18 protein-coding genes and 1 tRNA gene are annotated in these 19,864 nt (G+C 55.5%); 11 read left to right on the top strand and 8 right to left on the bottom strand.

All coding sequences use genetic code 11. The features are described 5' to 3' along the window. Positions 1 to 25 precede the first annotated feature (25 nt). From ACPFMA_RS27485 to ACPFMA_RS27500, 4 genes are all read right to left on the bottom strand, one after another. Positions 26 to 1,432, bottom strand: coding sequence for an ABC transporter substrate-binding protein (locus ACPFMA_RS27485; protein ID WP_064303145.1), 1,407 nt, complete (start codon positions 1,430 to 1,432; stop codon positions 26 to 28). 123 nt (positions 1,433 to 1,555) lie between these two features. After that, positions 1,556 to 1,801: a 4Fe-4S dicluster domain-containing protein gene (locus ACPFMA_RS27490; protein ID WP_009400169.1), complete on the bottom strand. Its 246-nt coding sequence runs from the start codon at positions 1,799 to 1,801 to the stop codon at positions 1,556 to 1,558. 165 nt (positions 1,802 to 1,966) lie between these two features. Next, on the bottom strand, positions 1,967 to 3,691 hold the full coding sequence (locus ACPFMA_RS27495; RefSeq protein ID WP_425929365.1) for a fumarate reductase/succinate dehydrogenase flavoprotein subunit: 1,725 nt from the start codon (positions 3,689 to 3,691) through the stop codon (positions 1,967 to 1,969). Beyond that, positions 3,688 to 4,437 carry a GntR family transcriptional regulator gene (locus ACPFMA_RS27500; protein WP_009400167.1) on the bottom strand — a complete coding sequence of 250 codons (750 nt, stop codon included), beginning with the start codon at positions 4,435 to 4,437 and terminating at the stop codon, positions 3,688 to 3,690. Before ACPFMA_RS27500 ends, ACPFMA_RS27495 begins: the two co-directional genes overlap by 4 nt. A gap of 179 nt (positions 4,438 to 4,616) precedes the next feature. Here ACPFMA_RS27500 and ACPFMA_RS27505 point away from each other — a divergent pair. The 8 genes from ACPFMA_RS27505 to ACPFMA_RS27540 all read left to right on the top strand — a co-directional run bounded on the left by ACPFMA_RS27505 (position 4,617) and on the right by ACPFMA_RS27540 (position 13,630). Beyond that, positions 4,617 to 4,693, top strand: a tRNA-Arg gene (locus ACPFMA_RS27505). 110 nt (positions 4,694 to 4,803) lie between these two features. Continuing rightward, on the top strand, positions 4,804 to 6,636 hold the full coding sequence (locus ACPFMA_RS27510) for a DUF6538 domain-containing protein (RefSeq protein WP_425929368.1): 1,833 nt from the start codon (positions 4,804 to 4,806) through the stop codon (positions 6,634 to 6,636). A 162-nt stretch (positions 6,637 to 6,798) separates the two neighbouring features. Next, positions 6,799 to 7,581 (top strand): hypothetical protein, encoded by a 783-nt coding sequence (locus tag ACPFMA_RS27515; RefSeq protein ID WP_375098948.1) that lies wholly within the window; start codon positions 6,799 to 6,801, stop codon positions 7,579 to 7,581. Positions 7,582 to 7,794: 213 nt separating this feature from the next. Next, entirely contained in the window at positions 7,795 to 8,391 is a 597-nt protein-coding gene (locus ACPFMA_RS27520; RefSeq protein ID WP_209450924.1) for a recombinase family protein, read from the top strand. Between the two features lie 124 nt (positions 8,392 to 8,515). Then, positions 8,516 to 8,935 (top strand): hypothetical protein, encoded by a 420-nt coding sequence (locus ACPFMA_RS27525; RefSeq protein ID WP_209450923.1) that lies wholly within the window; start codon positions 8,516 to 8,518, stop codon positions 8,933 to 8,935. 6 nt (positions 8,936 to 8,941) lie between these two features. Continuing rightward, entirely contained in the window at positions 8,942 to 9,538 is a 597-nt protein-coding gene (locus tag ACPFMA_RS27530) for a helix-turn-helix domain-containing protein (protein WP_425929371.1), read from the top strand. 155 nt (positions 9,539 to 9,693) lie between these two features. Beyond that, the gene (locus tag ACPFMA_RS27535; protein ID WP_425929373.1) at positions 9,694 to 10,905 is read left to right on the top strand and encodes a hypothetical protein; all 1,212 of its coding nucleotides are present in this window, start codon (positions 9,694 to 9,696) and stop codon (positions 10,903 to 10,905) included. A 379-nt stretch (positions 10,906 to 11,284) separates the two neighbouring features. Beyond that, positions 11,285 to 13,630, top strand: coding sequence for a hypothetical protein (locus tag ACPFMA_RS27540; RefSeq protein ID WP_375098951.1), 2,346 nt, complete (start codon positions 11,285 to 11,287; stop codon positions 13,628 to 13,630). A gap of 426 nt (positions 13,631 to 14,056) precedes the next feature. Here ACPFMA_RS27540 and ACPFMA_RS27545 read toward each other — a convergent pair whose 3' ends face one another. Further along, on the bottom strand, positions 14,057 to 14,437 hold the full coding sequence (locus ACPFMA_RS27545; RefSeq protein WP_375098952.1) for a hypothetical protein: 381 nt from the start codon (positions 14,435 to 14,437) through the stop codon (positions 14,057 to 14,059). 123 nt (positions 14,438 to 14,560) lie between these two features. Here ACPFMA_RS27545 and ACPFMA_RS27550 point away from each other — a divergent pair, with 123 nt between their 5' ends. Together ACPFMA_RS27550 and ACPFMA_RS27555 are read left to right on the top strand one after the other, a co-directional pair. Continuing rightward, complete coding sequence (locus tag ACPFMA_RS27550; protein ID WP_375098953.1) at positions 14,561 to 14,797, top strand: helix-turn-helix domain-containing protein; 237 nt, start codon at positions 14,561 to 14,563, stop codon at positions 14,795 to 14,797. A 49-nt stretch (positions 14,798 to 14,846) separates the two neighbouring features. Beyond that, on the top strand, positions 14,847 to 16,835 hold the full coding sequence (locus tag ACPFMA_RS27555; RefSeq protein ID WP_425929376.1) for an ATP-binding protein: 1,989 nt from the start codon (positions 14,847 to 14,849) through the stop codon (positions 16,833 to 16,835). 263 nt (positions 16,836 to 17,098) lie between these two features. Here the strand turns inward: ACPFMA_RS27555 and ACPFMA_RS27560 are convergent, their stop codons facing one another. Beyond that, a complete protein-coding gene (locus tag ACPFMA_RS27560) occupies positions 17,099 to 17,590 on the bottom strand; it encodes an RES family NAD+ phosphorylase (RefSeq protein ID WP_425929378.1) in 492 nt (163 codons plus the stop codon). After that, positions 17,587 to 18,057 (bottom strand): type II RES/Xre toxin-antitoxin system antitoxin, encoded by a 471-nt coding sequence (parS, locus tag ACPFMA_RS27565; protein ID WP_064303140.1) that lies wholly within the window; start codon positions 18,055 to 18,057, stop codon positions 17,587 to 17,589. The genes ACPFMA_RS27560 and parS overlap by 4 nt, the downstream gene beginning before the upstream one ends. Positions 18,058 to 18,268: 211 nt before the next feature. Here parS and ycaC point away from each other — a divergent pair, with 211 nt between their 5' ends. Further along, a complete protein-coding gene (gene ycaC, locus ACPFMA_RS27570; protein ID WP_425929380.1) occupies positions 18,269 to 18,901 on the top strand; it encodes an isochorismate family cysteine hydrolase YcaC in 633 nt (210 codons plus the stop codon). 40 nt (positions 18,902 to 18,941) lie between these two features. Here the strand turns inward: ycaC and ACPFMA_RS27575 are convergent, their stop codons facing one another. Next, a complete protein-coding gene (locus ACPFMA_RS27575; RefSeq protein ID WP_425929381.1) occupies positions 18,942 to 19,826 on the bottom strand; it encodes a helix-turn-helix domain-containing protein in 885 nt (294 codons plus the stop codon). Positions 19,827 to 19,864: the final 38 nt, after the last annotated feature.

The raw sequence follows: 19,864 nt of genomic DNA on the forward strand, positions 1-19,864 counted from the left end.
TCAGGCCCCTTGCGGGGCCTACCGATCAGCGCTGGGCGACCAGCCTGCGGCTGGCATCGACGAAGTCAACGGCCTCGCCACCATGGACCTTGGCGTACTGCTCGGCCTGGTCCTTGAGCAGGAAGGCAGACAGTTCGCCCTGGCCGTTGCGCACGAACCAGGCCTGGTTGGCCAGCAGCTTGATGCCGCTGTCCGCCGCCTGGGCGTAGATGGCGCGGATGTCCTTGCCCTCCTGCTCCAGCTGGGCCAGGGCGCCGAGCGCGGCTTGCGGCGAAGCGTAATGACGGACCTTGTCCTCGCCACGCACCCAGATCTGCGCCAGGCGGCTGAAATCGGTGATCGGCTTGCCGGTCAGCGCGTCGTTGGCCTTGAGCGGCAGCGGCGCGTAGTTCTTCAGGGCGACGTCATAGTCCTGGCCGGCCTGCTTGAAGGCGGCGCGGATGTAGTGGTCGTCGATGAACGTGTCGGTGTCGAGGCCGCGATCGGTCTTCTTCAGCAACTTGAGGGTATCGATGGAGGTAGCGACCGCCTGGCGATATTCGGGTTTCCACGTCAGGTCACGGGTCTGCAGGCCGAGCGGGCCGTGGAACAGGTAGTTCACCTCGGCCTCGATGCCGGTGACCTTCTCGATCAGCTCGCTGTACTTCTCAGGCTCCGCGGCGATCAGGCGGTCGGCTTCGAGGCTGGCACGCAGGTAGGCAGTGACCACTTCCGGGTATTTCTTCGCGTAGTCGGCATCGACCAGCGCTCCGTGGAAGGTCGGTGCGTTGGCCTGGGCGCCGTCGTAGATCTTGCGGGCGAAGCCGCGGTTGGGGAACAGCTCGGCGAACGGCACGAAGTCGGCATGGGCCTCGATGCGGTTGCTGCGCAGGGCCGAACCGGCAATCTCCGGGGCCTGGGCGATGATCCGCACGTCTTTCTGCGGGTCCCAGCCCTGGGCAGCGATGGCGCGCAGGAGCATGCCGTGGGCGGTGGAGGCAAAGGGCACGGAGATGGTCTTGCCCTTGAGCTCGGCCAGCGACTGCACGCTGGACGCCGCCGGCACCACGATGCCGTTGCCGCTGCCGTGCACGCTGCCGGACAGCACGCTGATGAACAGGCTGCGCTTGCCGGCATCGAGGTGCGCGACGCCGTTGAACGAGCCGGGGAAGTCGGCCATGGCGCCGAAGTCCAGCTTGCCGGCGACCATCTCGTTGGTCAGCGGGGCGCCGCTGGTGAAGTTCTTCCACTCGATCTGGTACTTGGCGTCCTTGTACTTGCCGTCGTGGGGCAGGTACTTGTCGAGCAGGCCCAGCTCGCGGATCAACAGGCCGCCGGTAGCGCAGTTGATGGTGGTGTCCTGGGTGCCGATGGCGACGCGGATGGTTTCGGCCTGGGCGTTCAGCCCGGCGATCGCCAGCGCAAGGCCGGCCACGGTTGTTGCAAGGCGCATGGTGTTTCCCCTCGAATCATCTAGGTATTGGAATCGTCTCCGCCACCGGGCTGGGTGGTGGGAAACGAGGGGGCAGTGTCAGGGCGTCCGGTGGTTGGGCCGGATGGCGTTTCGCTTGGCGGATCAGCGCAGCAGGTAGGGGATTTCCACCTTGACCGCGCCGGTGGGGCAGTCCTTCTCGCAGGGCATGCAGTACCAGCACTCGTCGAAGGCCATGTAGGCCTTCTGCGTGGCCGGGTTGATCGCCAGAAGGTCCATGGGGCAGACCTCGACGCACACGGTGCAGCCTTTCTCGGCGATGCACTTGTCCTCGTCGATGGTCACCGGGGCGCTGCTGCGAAAGAAGATGTCCTGGGCTTGATAGGCCATTTCACGGTGTCCTTGGAGCCTGTGGCTCTCTTTATCTGTGGCTGACAATGGGGCTTGTGGTGTGGCTGATGGCCTCATCGCCGGCAACGCCGGCTCCCACAAGTTTCGGCGGTGCACACAGATCCTGTGGGAGCCGGCGTTGCCGGCGATGAGGCCACCACAAAATCAGGCGGCGTCGACCCGCACGCGCAGGCGCTCATAGGCCGTCTGCTCGTCGGCATCCAGTGCAATCAGGTAAGGCTCGACCGCTTTCTTGAAACTGGTCATCGCCCCGTCCTCACCCTTCTTCAGATGGCAATGGCAGAACCATTCGCCGTCATTGCGCTCGGGGAAATCGACCCGGTGGTGATACAGGCCCCAGCGGCTTTCCTCGCGGAACAACGAGGCCCGGGCGGCCATTTCGGCGCAGTCGCGGATCACCGCCACTTCCATCGCCCGCATCAGCTCGTGGGGGTTGTGCGCCTTCATCTGCGCCAGGTCGCGCTCGATCTCGGCAAAACGCGCCAGGCCGATTTCCATCTTCTTGGTTACCTTGGGCGGCTGCAGGTAGTCGTTGACCATGCGTCGCAGCTTGTACTCGACCTGGGCCGGCGGCAGGCCGTGCTCGCGGTGCAGCGGCGCGAAGACCCGCTCGCGCTCACGCTCGACCTGCTCCAGGTCCACCTCGGCGAATTCACGCTCAGCGACATAGCTCGCCGCGTTGACCCCGGCGAACCAGCCATAGGTAAAGGCGCCGAGCATGTAGTTGTGCGGCACCGCCGCCATGTCGCCGGCAGCGTATAGGCCCTTGACGCTGGTCTCGGCCTTTTCGTTGACCCACACCCCCGACGCCGAATGCCCGGAGCAGAAGCCGATCTCGGAGATATGCATCTCGACCATGTGCTGGCGGTAGTCGGTACCGCGATTGGCGTGGAACTGCCCGCGACTCGGCCGCTCGTTGCTGTGCAGGATTTCCTCGATGTTCTGGATGGTTTCCTCGGCCAGGTGATCCAGCTTGAGGAACACCGGCCCGTTGCCGCCCTCCAGCTCCTGGTGGAACTCCCACATCATCTGGCCGCTCCAGTAGTCGCACTCGATGAAGCGCTCGCCCTTGCTGTTGGCGGTGTAGCCACCCAGCGGACCGGTGACGTAGGCGCAGGCCGGGCCGTTGTAGTCCTTGATCAGCGGGTTGATCTGGAAGCACTCGAGATTCGCCAGCTCGGCCCCGGCGTGATAGGCCATGGCATAACCGTCGCCGGCATTGGTCGGGTTCTCGTAGGTGCCCATCAGGTAACCCGAGGACGGCAGGCCGAGGCGCCCGGCCGCGCCGCAGGCAAGTACCACGGCCTTGGCGCGGATCACCCGGAACTCGCCGCTGCGGCAGTCGAAACCCAGTACCCCGGCGGCGGCGCCTTCGCCATCAAGGAGGATGCGGGTGCAGACCATGCGGTTGCTGATCTCGACCCGGGCGCGCTTGAGCTGGCGGTAGAGCACCTTCTTGATGTCATGCCCTTCCGGCATCGGCAGCACGTAGGCGCCCATGTGGTGGACCTTTTTCACCGCGTAGTCGCCGGTCTCGTCCTTCTCGAACTTCACACCCCAGCGATCCAGTTGCTCGATGGTTTCGAAGCTGTGGGTGGCATAGGCGTGCACGGCGGCCTGGTTGACGATGCCGTCGTTGGCCACGGTGATTTCCTTGGTGTACTGCTCTGGCGTGGCATGCCCGGGGATGATGGCGTTGTTCAGGCCGTCCATGCCCATGCTGATGGCGCCGCTGCGCTTGACGTTGGCCTTGTCCAGCAGCAGCACCCGCAGCGCCTTGTTCTGCTCCTTGGCCTTGATCGCGGCCATGGGCCCGGCGGTGCCGCCGCCGATGATGACGATGTCGTAGTCCTGGGTCTCGATGCTCATGCCTTGGGCCCCTTCTGGCGGTCGATGCGCAGGCGATACTGGAAGGCGTCGCCACGGTAATAGAGGTGTTCGAAGTCCAGCGGCGTACCGTCGGCGGCGTGGGTCAGGCGTTCGATGCGCATGATCGGCGAGCCCTCCTCGACCTCGAGGGCCTGGGTCAGGTCGCTGTCGGCCAGCACGGCATCGATCGCCAGGTCGGCGTGGCCGAGGGCGATGCCGCAATCGTTCTCCAGCACCAGGAAAATGTCGCGGGTGACCAGGTCGGCCTTCTCCAGCTTCTCGCCGACGGCGCGGGGCAGCCAGGTCAGCTCCAGCGACACCGGCTCGCGGTTGATCAGGCGCACGCGGCGGATCTCGGTCACCGGCGCGCCCTCCTCGATCTGCAAGCGCGCCGCCACCAGGGCACTGGCCGGCACATGGCGCAGGCTGCGCAGGCGGTTGATCACCTCGTACCCCATCTGCGTCATGGATTCGGCCAGGCCCTGCAAGGTGCTGACGTTCTGGAAAGCCTTGGGCTTGGCGACGAACGTGCCCTTGCCGTGGATCTTGAAGATCAGCCCTTCCTTCTGCAGGTCCCCCAGCGCCTGGCGCACGGTGATCCGGCTGACCTCGAACGCCTTGCCCAGCTCGCTCTCCGACGGCATGCGGCTGTGCGGTGGGTAGGTGCCATCCAGAATGCGTTCGCGCAACACTTCCTTGAGCTGGGAATACAGCGGTACCGGGGACAGGGGGAGCAATTCGGCCATGGTTCTCTTCGCTTGTTCGGTTACTTGTTATAACAAGTTGTGACGAGAGGTTAGGCGATCTAAGACCGGATGGTGAAATACCGTTATCGAATATGGATAGTCCGTGGTGCTGGGGAAAACGGCCTAAGATCAAGGCGATGGACGCCATACCCCAAGATGGGTATCATGGCGCCCGCGTTGCACTCGTAGCTCAGCTGGATAGAGTACTGCCCTCCGAAGGCAGGGGTCGTGGGTTCGAATCCCGCCGAGTGCGCCATCTTCCCTAAGTGCTTGTCAGGCATGAAAATACTGACGATCACTGCTCCGGAATCGCTGGTGTGACACTGAGTGGTGCTCGTAGGTGGGGCATCGCAGAGGTGCGAACCCATGCCAGCACAGCCCGCTTATATCACCCGGAACCGTCACGGAACCTTCTACTTCCGTATCGTCGTTCCGCTGCCTTTGCGCAGCGCATTGGGCTTCCAGCGAGAAATTCGGCGCTCCCTCAAAACAGACAGCCAGCGGCTGGCGCTTCGCCGTGCTCGACAGTTCGCCGCCCGCTATGAGGCTGCCTTTGACAAGGTGCTTACTATGGTTGAGCGCGACGATTACCAAATCACAGACGAAGATATCGAAGCCTGGGCGGCTGAGATTGAGGGAGCTGGCAGCTCGGAGCCGTGGGGATCGTGGAGCAGTCCCTCAACGGAGCAGCCCGAGCAGTCGGACTCACCTATTACCGATGCAGAACGCCGCGAAGACGACGAGCAGCAGCGACGGGCATTGATTGCAAAAGTGCTCACCGGAAGCAGCAAGCGGACGATCCCTAACCATCAGCAGGAGCTTGCGGGACAGCTCTTCGACTTCGGTCGAAGCCTGCCCTATCGGCTCTTTGCGAAACTGCTTCCGGAGCGGCTCAAGGCGCTGGCGCTTGAACAAGGGCGAGCAAACACACCACAACCGGTCAACACGGCGCGCCCAGCAGAACCAGCCGGCCCTACGCTGTATGAGCTGTGGAGCCTTCAGTGGGAATCCGAATCAAAACTGGCCTTAGCCTCCAACAAGAAGCCAAAGCCGGTGCGCACTAAAAACGCAGAGCGCGCGCACGCCTGCCGTCTCAACATCCTGAGCGGAAATAAGCCAATCAGCCAGCTTAGCCTGGACGACTTCAATGATATCTATCTGCGAATTTCCCAGATCAAAGTTAGTCCTGGCAAAAAGCTACCCGACCCAAGCGCGCCGATTGACTCAATTCTGGCTCAGGCGGGAGAGCGAAGAATCGAGCCGGCGACAGCTGACAAGATCGCTATTCGATTGGGGGTGCTACACAAGTTCGCTCATAAGCGAGGGCTGACCACGATTCCGCCAGACCTACCCGATAAACCCAGCTTTGACCAAAAGCAATCGGGAGCCGAACCGCAGGAGCGCGCCTTCACGAAGAGTGATCTTGAATCAATTTTCAGCGGTTGGCTTTACACAGGCTTGAAGGTGAATCATCGGCAGAAGGTATTTCCGTACCAGTTCTGGCTACCGCTTCTCGCCCTCTACACTGGTGGGCGGCTAAACGAGCTTTGTCAGCTTGATACCGAGGACATAAGGGAAGTCAGCGGTATATGGACAGTGACCATAGTGGACGACCCGACTGAAAGTCCCTTGCCTAAATCAGTCAAGAACGACTCCAGCCGAAGAGTCTTACCTCTCCATACGGCGCTACTCAAAGCCGGTTTTCTTGACTTCTGGAAGCAGGCAGTTGCTGAGGGGCGTAGGAAGCTATTTTCAGACGGACTGGTATTCAACATTCAGAAAGGCTGGGGCGGAATCGCTACGCATTTCTTTTGCCGCATGCCGACTGGGAGTACGCCCACTGGAGGCTACCTCTTCAACGTGGGAGTGCGGAAACGTAACGATGATGGGAGGACGGACGGCAAAAACTTCCACAGCTTCCGTCACACATTCGTCGATCTGGCCCGAGACGCCGGGGCGGAAACCTATCTGGTCATGCCAGACCTGACTGGTCACTCTCGTAAGAAGTCCGAAGGCCAGTGGGTCGACTACGGTAACGGCTTCTCACTTGAGAAGAAGCAGCTGGCTATCGAGAGCCTGCCGTTCCCTTTCGATCTATCCAACGTGACCTATGCGGATTTCGAAAGGCGGCTGGGTTCCTATCTCGAAACGTGGATCACACGCCATCGAAAGGAACATGGGCTAAACCAAGCGGAATAGCTCTAGTTGATTAGTCACGCAGACCCGCCTGCACATGTGCGTTCGGCCTGACCAGTCCTTAGGGGCAGACTAGGCCGGAACGCTCCTTGGTCATGACAGGCAGAAGTCGCATTCAGCCTGATATGCTCGGGACTTCGTTGAGTTGATAACTGGATAGCTAAGATGGGTTTTATCCCGAGCTGTGACCACAGAGAAGATGCGATCATATCGCTGTCGCAAATCTATGCGGTTCCCGTAGGTGAAATTGAGAGGGTTCTTAACGCTTCAGAAGTGCGAGAAATCGCCGAGGTGTATTCTGAAATTGATTCGCCTGGATTCCACTTCGTGGTTTGTCACCTGCTTAAAGCTTCTCCTTGCACAGACATTACCCATGCTTATTACTACCATTCGACAAGCTACGATGGCAGCCCTTCATGGTTTGAAGAAGGGCTCCTAGGCTCGTCACAAGGTGTGGAGCGCTTTCTAGACAAGATCACCGAGTGGCTACCACCTGACAAGCAGCTACTTGCGAAGCAGTCGGCTATGAGAATCGTGCAGCTCCGCAGCGAGTATGAAGGCTCCAAAGCCGAAATGTGTGGCCCATACGCATGGAACACCTTCACCGCCGCCAGCTCTAGCCCAAGCGGTATTCGTTATCGGGTTCCAGAGGCTATACAGGATCTTTGGTCTCCCAGCTTTTGCGGTAACGGAGGTTTAGTCGATCTGAAAGGAATTATCGAAGAGCGACTAAAACCTGTAGTTGTTAAGTTCAAGGGAAAGACTTCGAACATTGATGACTACTGCGCCACCCTATGGGCCTATTTACTATCAGATGAGGGTGAATGCCACCTTAGGCATACCTTTAGAGGTAATGGACTCGCTATACCGCGAGAAGACATCGCTGCGCTGATGGACGTCACTCATGATTGCCTGAGCGAAGCCTCTACTACGCCAGTAGAGGTCTAAGGAGCCGTCGACTCTCGATGAAGGCTTGAGGGCATCTGAAAAGTTGAGTTAGTCCGGTCAGGTGCTAGCTCAAAAAGTACACCTTCTGAGCCCTTCTGATTGCGGCGAGCATCGGCCGAACAATGGGGCTCTCACGATGGATCAGAAGTGTTGATTTTCATTGAGCCACACCTCATAATCTGATCCAGCTTTATGAGCCAATCAGGTGGAACAATGTCAGCAATCCTCGCCTACTCCCGTGTAAGTACCGATGGTCAATCAATCGAAGCCCAGAGGCACGCTATCAGCCAACGCTACAACGTGGCCAAGTGGTTTAGCGATGAAGCCACTAGCGGAGCGACCAAGGCGCTTGACCGAAACGGCTTCAAAGAGCTGCACAAATACGCCCGGGAAGGTGACACCGTTGTAGTTGCTGCCGTTGACCGGCTCGGACGCAATACCATTGACGTGCTTGAAACCGTTGAAGCCCTAAAAGCCAAGGGAGTATCAGTTGTTTCTTTGCGAGAAGGCTTTGACCTTTCCAGCGATGTTGGAAAGATGATGCTGACTATGTTGGCTGCCGTTGCAGAGCTGGAACGGGCCAACATCAAGGCTCGTCAGATGGCAGGAATAAACCGGGCAAAGGATGAAGGGCGCAAGCTGGGGGCGCCTAAAAGAATTAATGATGCAGAAGTAGCCGCCTGGAGAAGAAGCAACGCAGCCACTATCAGCGCAACAGCAGCAGAGTTTTCAATCTCAACTGCTGCGGTCAAGCGCGCCTGCCAGAAGTTCCAGCATATGGACGACCAGCAACTCCAGCCAGCAAGCTAGACGCGAAACACAACACACGATAAAATTTTGGCGCTGATTTTTTTGATCAGCGCCATCAACCAAAAACATGCGAGGTAACCCTATCGAAGAGCCGAATTCATACACCGTTACTTAGGAGTAACAAATGCACAACCTAGTAGAAGCTGCCCGCAAGTTCATGCAATACGACAACGGCAGTTATTCCCGCCTAGCTGACCACCTCAATAACATCGCCCCACGCTCCGACGGTTCACGTTGGACAAAAGACGCCGCTTACCACCTCTGCCGGACTCACGGCATCAAATCCAATCGCCCTTGTAAGAATCAGCCTGCTGCCGGATGCGCTCAACGCGCCAGAACTCGGCAGAGCATCATTAACGCCACGCTTGAAGCCTTGTCCAGAAAGGGCCAAACCATTCATGACATCGCCCCGGTACAGCTCAAGAACATCGTCATGCTGTCCCGCTCCCCGCTCTACAACGTGCGCAACAACTGGCACGAACTCTCGAACGAGCTAAACGCCCTGGCCGGTCTCCCGAAAGCGCTCCGCATCATCGAGGACTGACCAGCCATGAGCCGCAAGACAAAGCCAGACATTGAGGCTCAGGCCGTGATCCTGCGCGAAGCTGGTTACTCGTGCCCGGCAATAGCAGCCCAACTTGACCTATCCCTCTCGACCACCAAGCGGATACTCAAGCGGCGAGGCGCTGTTGCTGGCGCTGCAACCGAAGCCCTCATTGAGCAAGCGCGGCAGAACATGCTCAATGCCGCCTTTGATTTGGAAACGGTGCAAGGGCAAGCCGCAGCGCTAGCCCTGGAGGACATCGCCCTTGCCCGACTGATCAGGGAAAAGACGGTGGAAACGCTCGAAGCGCTCGACCCCAGCACCAGCACGCCCTATCAGATGATGCGCACGACCGTAGCAGCGGCAACGGCCCTCGACCTTACGCAGAAGGTCAGCCGTCGCGCCCTACCTCTTGAAAGGCTGGCAGAGGCTACCCACGTTGAGCAGCTTTCCGAGCTACGCATTCGGATCATGACCGATGAGGACGTTCGGGTAATGCGAGAGCAGCAACGCAGGGAGGCAGCAGAACGCATCACGGGCAATCCCCTACTGAATGAGCGAAGCCCCGAGGACGATGAGGTGGTGGAGCTGGTGCACGAGTAGCGAGACACCGACCCGACACCGGGCCGAACCTGACACCACAGGCCCGGTTGTCAAAACCCTAGAAGAACGAAGATGACTCGACCCCATAGCGCTTTCTGCGGACGACCCGAAATTGAAAATCGGGCAGAGGGAAGAGCACAACGAGAATTGGACAGATGCAGCACATTACGACCCGAGAGCTAAGCCCGGTTGAGATAGAGGCTTTTAAGCAGCGCCTGATCGAAGAAGCTGAGGAATCGCGGCGAGCCCAGCTTCAAGACCGACGACGAATGGAAACGATGTTTGACGGTTTCAGGGACTGTGAGCCGGTAGACGAAGAGCTAGAAGCCGAACTGGCGGCGTTAGATAGCCTGCTGCCTGATATTCAGGTTCGAAAGGAAGGCAGCCGGGCGGTAGCAAAACCAGCCTCGCAGGAAGAGCACGAGCCAAGCTTTTTGCCAGTAAACGCTTCTAAGCCCAAAGATTGGGGAGCCTTCTCCTCCCTCGATTCAGGCAGCAGAAAGCGCTCTCTTGCAAAAAAATCTGCTGAGCCAGCGACTGCCCCATCTGGAGTAGATGCAAAAAGTAGCAAGCGACGCGCCGGCTCCATACGACTCTCAAACGCCCATAAAGCAGGGCTTCTAGCGAATTTCCAAGGCATGCGGGAGCGAAACGTAGCAGCTATTAGCGAACTAGACCCAGACCTTGACCATGAGCAGATAGCTCAGATTGAATCCAAGATCAGTTTCATCGACCAAGTGGCTCAGTCATACGCAGGGAAAGACTCCGGCAAGCTGGCTGACTGGTCGAAGCATGTGCCGGCAGAAATCAAACAGTTCTTCCGGCTGCTCTGGCTGGCACGCCAACCTGACGCAGTTGCCGTGACCATTCGCCTAGATCATCGCACAGCGACAAAGGCGCTCGATGCGAAGCGAGGCCCGGCTAACCACCTTGCAGCGATCATCCAGCGAACGCTAGCAAAACTGGGGATCAGCACTGACCTCGCCTTCAATCTGGAGTACACACACGGCGCCAGCACTGAGAACCACCCGCTTCACTTACACGGGATTGTGCGCATCCCGGTTGACCGCATCGAAGAGGTTAGGCTGACGCTCAGGTCGGCACTTGCTGAGGGATACCGGCAACGCTTCAACAACCTAGCCGTCCATATCGAGGCAATCAGCAATCCACGGTGGTGGGCTGGGTACTGCACCAAGGAGCACAAAATATCCGCCGACATCCTCAAGAAGGCCCGGAGGAAGCGTACGGTTCCGGACTACGCCAGCGACTCGGCGAGAGATGGCGGTAAAACGCTCTACGAGCGCGTAGGAGAGCTTTTCAGCGATGAAAGCTGGTCACGTAGCACTTGCCCTTTACATCGCGCTTAGCGGGCTCCCAGGAGCGAGCGCGGACGATCAGAGACCATCCTTCTCGGGCGATGACTTGAGGATCGACGAAGACGGGCCGGAGCAAGACAAACTGTACGACGAAGACGACCAGCTATACGACGAAGCAGACGACTATGAAGACCATGAGGACGGGGAGGAATGAAAAGAGCCAGCGGATTAGTCAAAGTAACTAACCGCTGACTTAATTACGAGCTTGGACAGCGTAAATTATACAACGCCAGCCCGAGTTTAGGCAGATTTAAATATCTCCTGCCCCGGAGGCTTGACAAAATGCGGGCAAAGATCAGAAACAATTAAAAGAATGCGTAAGGCCATAATAAACATTCAAGTATGAAAGAAATAAAACAGGACTAGCTTTATGCCCTCAAAACCTTCAAGCCTAGACTTAGCAGAGCGCATTTTTTTTGAGGAGCATGCTCGCTACCCCAGGTATAGAATCCACTATTTCATCCCGCACTACAGAGAAGACTGCGAATCCCCATCGATATTTATGGCGTACTGGCCAGGAATACTATTCTCGGCTGATTTGATAGAGCTCTCACTGATATTGCCGTTTGATATTAGAGAGCTAAAATCAAAACGAGAGAGCATCGCAGTATCGAGGGCTATTGGAATTACCTCTCCCACTATCAACCCCATAACTATTGAGTCACTGGCAGAAAATGCTTTAGCCTTCAACGCGATTGCCTATAAGTGCATTCTTTCAAATGACAGAACCTATGAAGCAGTGGCCGACTTCATGCAGAAAAGCGGAGAAGGCTGGCTTCACATTTCAACATCAAGTAGTGCTGACAAAGAAACCAGTGCAACAAGCATAGAACGTTTCTGCATCCATATCGCCCAACAAACCAATCGACTATTAGAGTCCGGTGAGATTGATACAATCTTCTCTGACTCAGTACATGAATTACTTAACCCTAAGCGCCCACCATGGAAAAGACTTATCTTCCCAGGATACGCTCATGGAATTACTCGACCAAATGAGTTAATTGCAGCATCACTTAATTCAGAGATAAACCTAGAAAAGCCTTTAAGGCCAGATCACCCCAATGATTATATATCTGCAGTAACTAAATCATGTAAAGCTGTTTTCGGCTTGCGAAGAAAGTTAGCAACAGACGCTCCGTTTGAGAATGACCTCTGCCTAACCACAGAGCCAATAATCTGGAACTTATACAAGGCCAACGTAGACAGAGAGCTATTCGAAAACATACCAGAGAGCAAAGAGATCGTTACCGCCTTGCGCCGCTTTGTTAAGGCAATTAGAAAGCCTGGCGGATACACTAAAATTCACATGGCCGAAAGCGAAGAAAGCTTTGAAGAGCTACTTAAAAATGAATCAGTACGAGCCTTCATGAGAAGCTATCGATTGGAGCTCCGAACATACAGCGCTTGCCTATCAATCCTTAACGCCTCCAGCATTACACCTACGCTCAGAATAGAGTCGAGGATCAATGGTATAAAAGGGGGCCTTGTAAATTTGGCAGCATGCGTCAGGGGTAGTAATCCTCACGTTAAATTCAAAGCATGCAAACTCGCGCTGACCATACAAAATAAAATGGAATCATTATTAGCGCCTGAGCATAGAAAGCTAATAGACAACTCCACCCCAGAATTCTCGGGAGTTACTTTATTTGGAGACATCCCTCTTGAATGGTTTCCCGTTCGAGGGCTACCACTCACGCTGAGGTGCGACGTAAGCCGAATTTCTGCAACGCCAGGAAATCTTAGCCTGCAGCAATGCTTACGAAGCCAATATACAAGCATCGCGCTGAAAGATTTTGAAGAAATATTAATAATCAGATCCTTCGACAAGAAGGACAAGATAAGAAACGTATTAGAAAACGCACTTTACAAACTATCCACCACACACAAAGATTACCCAAAATACAAATTTGTCGATGTTGAAAACGCCGAACAATTTGCCAGCGCTGTTAATGAGTTTGAAGGCGCATTGATGATATTCGACGGGCATGGCGCTCTAACTGACAGCACCGGTGTAGGTTCTATAGTTGTAGGTGGAAAGGCGCTTGACGTTTGGGAACTACGAAATTCTATAAGAATGCCACCGATTGTCCTGCTAAGCGCCTGCGATACGCTCCCCATTGATGGAGGGCATGGGTCGTCTGCTAACGGGATGCTAGCAATGGGCGCGGTCACAGTATTAGGCACGGTGTTACCCGTTGACTCCATACGATCTGCAATATTTATTGGTCGCTTGCTGCATCGAATACAAGAGTTCTTGCCAATTGTAGTTAATCGATCTAGCTATATGCCTTGGCGCTCATTTATTAGCGGAATGCTTAGAATGACATTTTGCACCGAGCTCGTCATATCCCTGATCGAAGACGCCAAAATAATATCTTTCGATGACTATCCAAAAATCCAAATGAGAGCAAATGTCGCGATTAACGCTTTAGACCCAAACTGGTACGAAGAAATTATATCTGAAATTTGCAGCTGCTCAGGCTTAGAAAGAAGTATCATTCTAGAGAAATGTCGATTCTGGGGCTCACTTGTCGACTCACTTAAATACATCCAACTCGGTAGACCTGAAAAAATCAGGCTCAGATCAAAGAGCCTTAATGAAGCCATTGAAACACTAATGCAAAGCAAATCAGTTCCGCTGGATTCAATACCCACCATGCAGGCATACCCAAGCTTATTTCATCACTCAGATCAGTTTGGCTATCGGCAAACTTAGCGCCTGTACTTGAGAATCAAAAAGGGTCGCATAAAGCGGCCCTTTTTACACCCTTCGATGCAAAGACAATAGTAATCCCGCCGAAAGCACATATAGATTGCGCCGGAATAGCAACGCCGAGAGAACCAACAATAGATACAACCCAAACCAAACGTACGGGAAGAAGACTCCTGGCGTTAGACCGCTATCCTCCGGAATGAGCAGCCTAAGAGACTTGACCACAAGCTCCCCTGAAAAGGTATTAGCGATCATCCATTCCCCATCCTGGCAATACTTTCCCTCGAAGCTCAGCCCTTCGCCTTTAGGGTCATAGTAACTTTCCTCTCGACAAAGCCAATCAGTAGTCCCCCCGGCCCACATAACCCAATTCGCAAAGAGAAACCAAAACAGCAGAGAAGCATATCTTGCCATCTTCATTACGTAGCCTTACTCACACGCGCCAGACTGAAGCCTGTTCAGAAATTTCTTTGAAATAGGAGTCTTCCATTTTTCCTGAGAAACAAGCCGTAGCTCCGTAGCGCCATCCTCAGTTTTAGTGCCGAGAACTATGTCAGATGGAAGCGATGCGCCAAAGAAGCCCGGGAAGGAATACCTGACGACGAAACTGTCGTCATACGCATCGTACTGACCATCCACAAGCCATCCGGTGCCACAGTACGGATGGGCCTTCATTCCTTCATAAGCCTGCCTGACCGGCATATCTACGACGATGACTTGGTAGGGTTCCCGATGCTCCATCGGCTGACCAGCACACCCGGCAAGCGCTATACCCCCTATGCTCCCCAGTAGTAACAACCTCACGCTCATCAATGCTCTTCTACCTTCCAGTGCTTTTCTGTGATTCGGCGAGTGAAGACATTTAGCCACCTCGACGCGGAGCGCTAATCATAGTATGTAGAATCATGGTATGCATACGCTGACATTAGGCAAATGCCCGTCAAACCTCAGCAATGCGCCCTTGTCACCGTCTTCGCCGCCAATGTGCGGCGTAGGCGCCTTGAGCTCGGCCTCTCGCAAGAAGAGCTAGCCGAAGCAGCCGGTGTGCATCGTACCTATGTGGGGATGCTGGAGCGGGGGGAGAAGAACGTGACGATTTACAACATCGAGCGCATTGCCATTGCCCTCGGCGTAAGACCTTCAGCCCTTCTTGAGGGTGATCCAAGCTAGTCGCTTTGATAACTATGCGCTGGTTGGCTACATACGAATGGAGTCGAGAATGACTGAATATAAAGAATTTCAAGTCGGTCTTGAGAAGGATCACTTAGCAAAAATTAGCCGAGCCACCCCGGTGTCGGCATTAGCTGAGCTAGTTTGGAATGCTCTCGATGCCGACGCATTTAATATTGAGATTTATCTCAATAGCAATGATTTAGGTCTGTATGAAATAGTAATCAGAGACGATGGTCATGGCATTCCTTATCCTCAAAGCGAAAAGCTTTTTGGTTACTTGGGGGGCTCATGGAAGGCTAGCAACAAGCAGTCGCCACTAGGGCGATACTTGCATGGCCAGGAAGGGCAAGGAAGGTTCAAATCGTTCTCGGTAGGTCGAGTTGTAGAATGGATCACCACCTATAAAGATGGCGACAACTACAAGTCCTATACGATGCTTGGCACAGCAGAAAACCCTAAGAAAGTCCGCTGCACAAATGAAGTCGCTGCCGAAAGAAAGAAAACCGGTACAACCGTTAAGATTACCGAGCCACATAAAGAATTTCGACTTTCAAACGAAAAAACGCTTGAAAGCTTGTCCTCCATATTTGCGATTTATCTTTCAAAGTATCCAGGGATAAAGATTTCCGTCGATGGACAAGAAGTCGATCCAGAGTCTCAGATAGAGCAGAGAAAGGAGATCGATCTTGATCCTGTAATGTTCAAGGAGAACCTATACCCCTATAAGCTTGAGCTTATAGAGTGGAAAAGCTCTGACTCAAATGAGTTCTTCTTGTGCAACCAGAATGGCTTCCCGTTAATGCCGATTGATAAGCGCGTGCGCGGCGCAAACGGCATTAATTATTCTGCTTACTTGAAATCGGAGCACCTTAGTCAACTCAATAAATCCGGCCTTCTTGGGCTTGGCGATTTGGAAGAGTCGCTGAGAACCGCAGTTGATCGTGCAGTTGTCGCAATAAAAGACTATTTCATAAAGAGAAAACTTGAAAAATCTTCTGACAAAATCAGAAAGTGGAAGGAGGAAAAAGTATATCCATATAGCGGGGACGCATTCACTCCTGTTGACATGGCCGAAAGGCAAGTATTTGATATCTTAGCGCTAAATGTCAGCGAGCAACTTTCTGAATTCGAGAAGCAAGATATAAGCTCCAAGAAATTTCAGCTAAGGCTTCTTAAGCAAATAGTTGAGCAGAGTCCGAAAGAGCTTCAAAAAATAATGAATGAAGTTCTAGATCTCTCGACTGAAAAACAGCGGGAGCTTGCTGAGCTTTTAGAAGAAACCTCAATCTCCGCCATAATTTCCGCATCCAAACTAATTTCCGATAGGCTTAAATTTATCTCTGGACTTGAAGAAATAATTTTTCAAACGGAAATGAAGCAGGCGCTGAAGGAAAGAAGCCAGCTACATAAAATATTGGCGGAGAATACATGGATATTCGGAGATGAATTCTCGCTTTCAGTGAGCGATAAATCCCTGACAGAGGTGCTCAGAAAGCACCTTGGAGCATCAAATAGTAAGCTGGCCATTGATGAGCCAGTTAAGCGAATAGACGGCACCGTTGGCATCATAGACTTGATGCTAACAAAGAGCATTCCTTGCAATCATGCAGATGAGCGTGAGCATCTTGTTGTTGAGCTAAAGGCTCCAAAAGTTCCAATTGGTCATGAAGAGACCACACAAATTAAATCTTATGCCTTTGCCGTACACAAAGATGAAAGATTCAAGCATCTGAAAACTCGCTGGCATTTTTGGATTATTTCTAATGACGTCACAGAACATACTGCAATAGAACTAAAAGCTGACAGGACAGGCAAAGGAATACTTTATCAAACGGACGAAATAACTATCTGGGTCAAGACTTGGGCGCAAGTAATTCAAGAGTGCAAGCACAGGCTCGATTTTGTTAGGCAGCAACTGAATATAACTCTGGACAGCTCTAGTGGCTTGGACTATTTGCGTGAAAAGTACTCTGAATATACTCAGGGAGTGATTGTGGAAGTTGAGGCTGAGACTGAGGCTGAAGCCGTGGAATGACGCCGGACGAGGTAGCCCAGGGTGATTGCCTTCGTGGGTATACCATGTGAAGCTGTAGTGAGACATCAACCACTCCCACGAGAGTGATCCACTCAGCTAGCGCGAAGCTAGAAGGCCGGCAAAAAAGGCGCTTCTCAGGTCGTGGGTTCGAATCCCGCCGAGTGCGCCATATACGAGAAGGCCCAGGTGAAAGCCTGGGCCTTTTTCATTTTCAGCGCGATTACCGCAAGGCTGCACGTGTGGGAACGTCGTTCTATTACCAGCTACCCCTTCACCAACCGCGTATCCAGCCCAAACCGCTCCTGCTGCACCAGCCGATACTTCCCCGCCGCCAGCTCGCAGCTCATCAGCAGATTCCACGAATGCCGGCTCACCGCCGACGGAATCAGCACGAAGGCGTGCTCTGCCAGCAAGGCATCGACGAATTTCTGCTGATTGGGCGAAGCCGCCGCACTGCTGAGCCAGACCGGGTTGGGCACGTCCTCGGGCTGTACGACCTTGATCAGGCCGGGATCGAGTACTTCGAAACAGGTGAGCACGTGGCGCACCGTGTCCAGCGCGTCGAAGCCAAGATGCACCGCCACTTCGAGAATGGCGGTCGAAGGGTCCGCCGCGGCGTACACCACCTTGCGCCCCGGCGGATTCCAGCGCCCGCCGAGCTTGTGCGCACCGATGCCGCTGTCCCAGGAATCCTTGTATACCTCACGATCGAGGCGCCATGCGTACCAGCCACCGGACCATGGCAACGGATTCACTGATAGACCCCGTGCTCGATGCGCTCCAGGTAATCCTCCACCGCCTGGAATCCGACCGGGTTGTCGATGACATCCAGCGGCACATCGCCGTCGAGGTACTTGCACGGACGCCCGAGCCATTCCTCGGCAAGCCTCAACGAACCGAACACTTCGATGGCACGCTCCAGCACCCGGGCGAACTGGAAGGCCACGGCACTTTGCTGGGCATTGAGGTGGGCGGACTCCTTGCTGCCCTGGCGCTGCAAGGTGCGCACAGACTTGCCGACGATGCGGCTCATGATCTTGCGCGTCGAATACAGCTCGGACAGCGCCAGCATCGCCTGTACATCCTTCAGGTCAAACCCCTTGGCTGTAAGGCGGTAGACCATGACAGGACTGAGCAGCCCGGCCTCTTCTCGAAGCAGGTACTCCGTCGGCCGGCGACTGGCACGGAGGGACTTGCGGGCATAGGTGTCGGCGACGGCCATGGCGTACTCCTTGAGGTGCGACAAGTGACGCAAGCATAGCGCCATTTGTCGCGATCTACACCAACAGCCCGTCGCCTTCCATTCGTTGTCCACCAGAGCGAGACAGTCATACCGTTTTCACCCGATTTATCCCGTTTCGAGAACACCCTAATCTGGCCACACCTAGCGGCAACCACCCAAAACAAACTTCTCGAACAAAAGGATTTCCACCATGACCAGCGCCACCTACACCTACAACCGCCTGAACAAAGACGACGCCGTAGTCCTGCTGGTTGACCACCAGACCGGCCTGATTTCCCTGGTGCAGGACTTCTCGCCGAACGAGTTCAAGAACAACGTGCTGGCGCTTGCCGACCTGGCGAAATTCTTCGAGCTGCCGACCATCCTCACCACCAGCTTCGAACAAGGCCCGAACGGCCCGCTGGTGCCGGAGCTGAAAGAGATGTTCCCGAACGCCCCGTACATCCCGCGCCCAGGCCAGATCAACGCCTGGGACAACGAAGACTTCGTCAAGGCGATCAAGGCCACCGGCCGCAAGCAACTGATCATCGCCGGCGTGGTAACCGATGTGTGCGTGGCCTTCCCGACCCTGTCGGCACTGGCCGAGGGCTTCGACGTGTTCGTGGTGACCGACGCTTCCGGCACCTTCAACACCACCGTGCAGCAGGCCGCGTGGAACCGCATGACCCAGGCCGGCGCGCAGATGATGAACTGGTTCTCGGTGGCCTGTGAGCTGCACCGCGACTGGCGCAACGATATCGAAGGTCTGGGCAACCTGCTGTCGCAGCGGATTCCCAACTACCGCAACCTGATGAACAGCTACGCGGCATTGACTGCCAAGTGATCGCTGAATGAAGAAAGCCCGCTCGCACTGAGCGGGCTTGCTATTGCGCTTCTTTTTCACCGCCCCGACGGAAGCCATTCGGCGATTGTCCGGTCAGGCGACGGAAGAACCGCGAGAAATACGCCGGGTCGGCAAAGCCCAGGTTGTCCGAGACCTGGGCCACGGTCATGTTGGTGTAGACCAGGTTGCGCCGCGCCTCCAGCAGCAGGCGCTGGTGGATGATCTGCAGCGCGGTCTGCCCGGCGAGCTGACGGCACAGGTTGTTCAGGTGCACTGCCGACATGCCCAGGCGATGGGCGAAGGTTTCCACGGTCAGGTGCTCGCGATAGTGCTGTTCCACCAGCTTGATGAACCCGCCGAGCGACTGCCGGTTGCGCTCGGCGCGTCCGCTGGCGGCCTTGTTCTGCTGGCGCGTGCGGCTTATCCACACCATCAGCACATTGACCAGCGAGCCCAGCACCAGGTCGCGGGACACGGCGCTGCCTTCGTATTCCTTGAGCAAGGCTTCGAACAGGGTGTTGATGAAGGCGTGATCCTCGCCGAGCGCATAGCAACCGGCCGACGCCAGCACCGCCAGGGGCGCGCCGAGACGCGCTTCCAGTTGTGCCACCAAGGGGGCGCCGAGGGTCAGCACGTAGCCCTCGATATCCTCGGAAAACTGGAAACCATGCACGCACAGCGGCGGCGTGACCTGGATCGAAGGCTCGACGATCCTGCTGCGCCGCCCTTCCACTTCCACCGTCGCCTGGCCATGTTGCACGTAGAGCAACTGGAACAGGTCGGCGTGGCGGTGGGGTTTGATCTCCCAGTGGTACAGGCTGCTGCGCTTGGGGATGGACTCGCAATGCAACAGGTCCGGGGTCGGCCAGGCCTGGCTTTCGCCGTAGAGCTTGAAGACGGGGACGGGTGGTTGGGTTGCTTTCATCTGGAACGCCAGGCTCATGGGTTTCGCGGGCCTGTGGG

The sequence above is a fragment of the Pseudomonas sp. NyZ201 genome (assembly GCF_049860765.1).
GTDB lineage: Bacteria > Pseudomonadota > Gammaproteobacteria > Pseudomonadales > Pseudomonadaceae > Aquipseudomonas > Aquipseudomonas bharatica.

Excerpts from the sequence above, each read along its gene's own strand:
- ACPFMA_RS27490 (WP_009400169.1), bottom strand. The coding sequence starts at position 1,801 with ATGGCCTATCAAGCCCAGGACATCTTCTTTCGCAGCAGCGCCCCGGTG.
- ACPFMA_RS27510 (WP_425929368.1), top strand. The coding sequence starts at position 4,804 with ATGCCAGCACAGCCCGCTTATATCACCCGGAACCGTCACGGAACCTTC.
- ACPFMA_RS27520 (WP_209450924.1), top strand. The coding sequence starts at position 7,795 with ATGTCAGCAATCCTCGCCTACTCCCGTGTAAGTACCGATGGTCAATCA.
- ACPFMA_RS27485 (WP_064303145.1), bottom strand. The coding sequence starts at position 1,432 with ATGCGCCTTGCAACAACCGTGGCCGGCCTTGCGCTGGCGATCGCCGGG.
- ACPFMA_RS27575 (WP_425929381.1), bottom strand. The coding sequence starts at position 19,826 with ATGAAAGCAACCCAACCACCCGTCCCCGTCTTCAAGCTCTACGGCGAA.
- ACPFMA_RS27500 (WP_009400167.1), bottom strand. The coding sequence starts at position 4,437 with ATGGCCGAATTGCTCCCCCTGTCCCCGGTACCGCTGTATTCCCAGCTC.
- ACPFMA_RS27555 (WP_425929376.1), top strand. The coding sequence starts at position 14,847 with ATGACTGAATATAAAGAATTTCAAGTCGGTCTTGAGAAGGATCACTTA.
- ACPFMA_RS27495 (WP_425929365.1), bottom strand. The coding sequence starts at position 3,691 with ATGAGCATCGAGACCCAGGACTACGACATCGTCATCATCGGCGGCGGC.
- ACPFMA_RS27535 (WP_425929373.1), top strand. The coding sequence starts at position 9,694 with ATGCAGCACATTACGACCCGAGAGCTAAGCCCGGTTGAGATAGAGGCT.
- ACPFMA_RS27525 (WP_209450923.1), top strand. The coding sequence starts at position 8,516 with ATGCACAACCTAGTAGAAGCTGCCCGCAAGTTCATGCAATACGACAAC.
- ACPFMA_RS27545 (WP_375098952.1), bottom strand. The coding sequence starts at position 14,437 with ATGAGCGTGAGGTTGTTACTACTGGGGAGCATAGGGGGTATAGCGCTT.
- ACPFMA_RS27540 (WP_375098951.1), top strand. The coding sequence starts at position 11,285 with ATGCCCTCAAAACCTTCAAGCCTAGACTTAGCAGAGCGCATTTTTTTT.
- ycaC (WP_425929380.1), top strand. The coding sequence starts at position 18,269 with ATGACCAGCGCCACCTACACCTACAACCGCCTGAACAAAGACGACGCC.
- ACPFMA_RS27515 (WP_375098948.1), top strand. The coding sequence starts at position 6,799 with ATGGGTTTTATCCCGAGCTGTGACCACAGAGAAGATGCGATCATATCG.
- parS (WP_064303140.1), bottom strand. The coding sequence starts at position 18,057 with ATGGCCGTCGCCGACACCTATGCCCGCAAGTCCCTCCGTGCCAGTCGC.
- ACPFMA_RS27550 (WP_375098953.1), top strand. The coding sequence starts at position 14,561 with ATGCCCGTCAAACCTCAGCAATGCGCCCTTGTCACCGTCTTCGCCGCC.
- ACPFMA_RS27530 (WP_425929371.1), top strand. The coding sequence starts at position 8,942 with ATGAGCCGCAAGACAAAGCCAGACATTGAGGCTCAGGCCGTGATCCTG.